General features: G+C 58.3%; 4 protein-coding genes. All 4 read left to right on the top strand.

Translation table 11 applies throughout. The features are described 5' to 3' along the window. Window positions 1–680 (top strand): energy transducer TonB (locus B9Z50_RS17325; RefSeq protein WP_233249928.1); only part of this gene is annotated, 680 nt, incomplete at its 5' end. Window positions 681–743: 63 nt separating this feature from the next. Beyond that, complete coding sequence (locus B9Z50_RS17320) at window positions 744–1,541, top strand: MotA/TolQ/ExbB proton channel family protein (protein WP_108365993.1); 798 nt, start codon at window positions 744–746, stop codon at window positions 1,539–1,541. 66 nt (window positions 1,542–1,607) lie between these two features. Further along, window positions 1,608–2,021, top strand: a complete 414-nt coding sequence (locus B9Z50_RS17315) for a biopolymer transporter ExbD (RefSeq protein ID WP_108365995.1) — start codon at window positions 1,608–1,610, stop codon at window positions 2,019–2,021. 11 nt (window positions 2,022–2,032) lie between these two features. After that, a partial coding sequence (locus B9Z50_RS17310; protein ID WP_108365994.1) for a biopolymer transporter ExbD occupies window positions 2,033–2,456 on the top strand: 424 nt, incomplete at its 3' end.

The following is a 2,456-nucleotide window of genomic DNA, read 5'->3' as shown; positions in this document are numbered from 1 at the left end:
ACGATTACGCCAGCCGGCAAAGAAAGCCGACCAAGCACCTGATTGGGCTGGGGCTGGTAGTGGTGTTGCACCTTTTGCTCTTTTGGGCCATCAGCTCGGGCTTGGCCCGCGCGGTTGTCAAAAAGATTCAGGGCCCGGTAGAGGCGATCTTGCTGGAGGAGGCAAAGCCTGATATTCCACCACCACCACCACCACCGCCTCCGCCTCCACCTCCGCAGCCCAAAAACTTGCCACCGCCCCCGCCGGCTTACGTACCACCGGTGGAAGTGGCGGTTGCAGCGCCTGAGCCAGTCAATGCCATTGCGGCCGTGACGGCAACACCACAGCCACCAGCACCCGTTGTTGTAACTGCACCAGCGCCGGTTGCGCCTGCGCCAGCCCCGGTGGTTAAAGCAGCGCCTGTGCGTGTGGCTGCAGTGGTCAACTCGGCCAATTGCGAAACGCCTGATTACCCCAGCGCATCACGTCGTCTGGAAGAAGAGGGCACAGTGAGCCTGCGATTCCTCGTGGGTGTGGATGGCAAAGTCATCCAGGCCGAAGTAGAAAAGAGTTCCGGCTACAAGCGCCTGGACGAAGCGGCAAGGGCCGGTTTGTCACGCTGCTCATTCAAGCCTGCGACCGTTGACGGCAAGCCCGAGCAGGGTTGGGCCAACATGAAATACACCTGGCGGCTGGAATGATCCAGCCGCGCAGTTCAAACATCCGATAAACGCCTGTTAATCCATTTAGAGGAGTCCCTCACCATGATCAAACCATCTTTCAAACACATCTCTATTGCCACCGTCCTTGCGCCATTGATGGCGGCGGGATCGGCCATGGCGCAAGCGGTCGATGCGGCGGCAGCCGCCTCGGCCCCGGTGGTCGCAGCCGCCGCTGCAGCCGCTGAAGAAAACCCCTACGGACTGAGCGCGTTGTGGGCGCAAGGCGATGCCGTGGCCAAGGGCACACTGCTGATTTTGGTGCTGATGAGCATGGCCTCTTGGTATGTCATCTTCACCAAATACGCAGAGCAAGCCAAGTTAAACAAGCAAGCCAAAGCGGCACAAGAAAGTTTCTGGTCGGCCAACACAGTTGCGCAGGGCAAAGACACCCTGCAAGAAGGCTCGGCTTTCCGCTTTATCGCCGAGAAGGGTTTGGAGGGTGCGTCCAAGCACACCGGCTTGCTGGGCGCCGTGGACTTCAATGAGTGGGTGACCATGAGCATCCAGCGTGCCATTGGCAACGTGCAAAGCCGCATGCAAGACGGGCTGGCTGTCTTGGCCACAGTGGGCTCTACAGCGCCGTTCGTGGGTCTGTTCGGTACCGTTTGGGGCATTTACCACGCGCTGGTCAAGATTGGCATCTCCGGTCAGGCCTCGATCGACAAGGTGGCGGGTCCCGTGGGTGAGGCCCTGATCATGACCGCCATTGGTTTGGCTGTGGCGGTACCTGCTGTGCTTGGTTACAACTGGTTGGTGCGTCGTAACAAGGCCGTGATGGAGCAAGTCAACGCCTTTGGCTCTGACCTGCATGCTGTGCTGCTCGGCTCGGCCAAGAAGTAAATCCCTTCGCATTTCCTTCGCTTGAGTGGTGGCGGCATCGCCCAAGCGATCACAGGAGGAGCCAACATGGCCATGAACGTAGGCGAAGCCGATGACGAGATCATCGGCACCATCAACACCACGCCCCTGGTGGACGTGATGCTGGTGCTCTTGATCATCTTTTTGATCACGATCCCCGTGGTGACCACCTCCATCAAGGTGGACTTGCCCAAAGAAAAGAACGTGGTGCGCGAGACCAAGCCCGAGAACGTGATCATCTCGGTGGACAAAGCAGGTGGGATATACCTGTACGACACCAAGATGAAAAACAGCACCGATTTGCTCGAGCGCATGAAGAAGTTCTCGGTGATGAAACCTCAGCCCGAGGTGCAGATCCGGGGAGACGGCCAGAGTGATTTCGAGTCAGTGGGGCGCGTGATGTACGCGGTCCAGCGAGCAGGCATCACCAAAGTTGGCTTCATCACCGAGCCCGGTAACTGAAGGAGCAGAGCATGGGAATGAACGTAGGAACGAGTTCCAGCGACGAGCCGGAGGTCATGATTGACATGAACACCACACCGTTGATTGACGTGATGTTGGTGCTGTTGATCATGCTGATCATCACGATCCCGGTACAACTGCATTCGGTGAATTTGGACATGCCGGTGGCAAGCAATGCGGCCAAGAAGGCCGATCCGGTGGTGATCAAGATCGATGTGGATGCGGCCAGCGTGATCAATTGGAATGGCACGCCTGTCACCCGCTCAGAGCTGGAGGCGAAGCTTGCTGAGGCATCAGCGCAGCAGCCGCAGCCTGAGTTGCACATTCGCTCGCATGCGAAGGCGAAGTACGAAGCGGCTGCGGCCGTGATGGCCAATGCACAGAGAGTGGGCTTGACCAAATTGGGCATCGTTGGCTCTGAGCAGTTTGTCAATT

The sequence above is a fragment of the Limnohabitans sp. Bal53 genome (assembly GCF_003063355.1).
In the GTDB taxonomy this organism is placed as follows: Bacteria; Pseudomonadota; Gammaproteobacteria; order Burkholderiales; family Burkholderiaceae_C; genus Limnohabitans_A.
Note: the sequence above shows the minus strand (reverse complement) of the source record. Positions and strands in the feature narration are given on the sequence as shown.

Coding starts and splice junctions, on each gene's coding strand:
- B9Z50_RS17320 (WP_108365993.1), top strand. CDS start 744: ATGATCAAACCATCTTTCAAACACATCTCTATTGCCACCGTCCTTGCG.
- B9Z50_RS17315 (WP_108365995.1), top strand. CDS start 1,608: ATGGCCATGAACGTAGGCGAAGCCGATGACGAGATCATCGGCACCATC.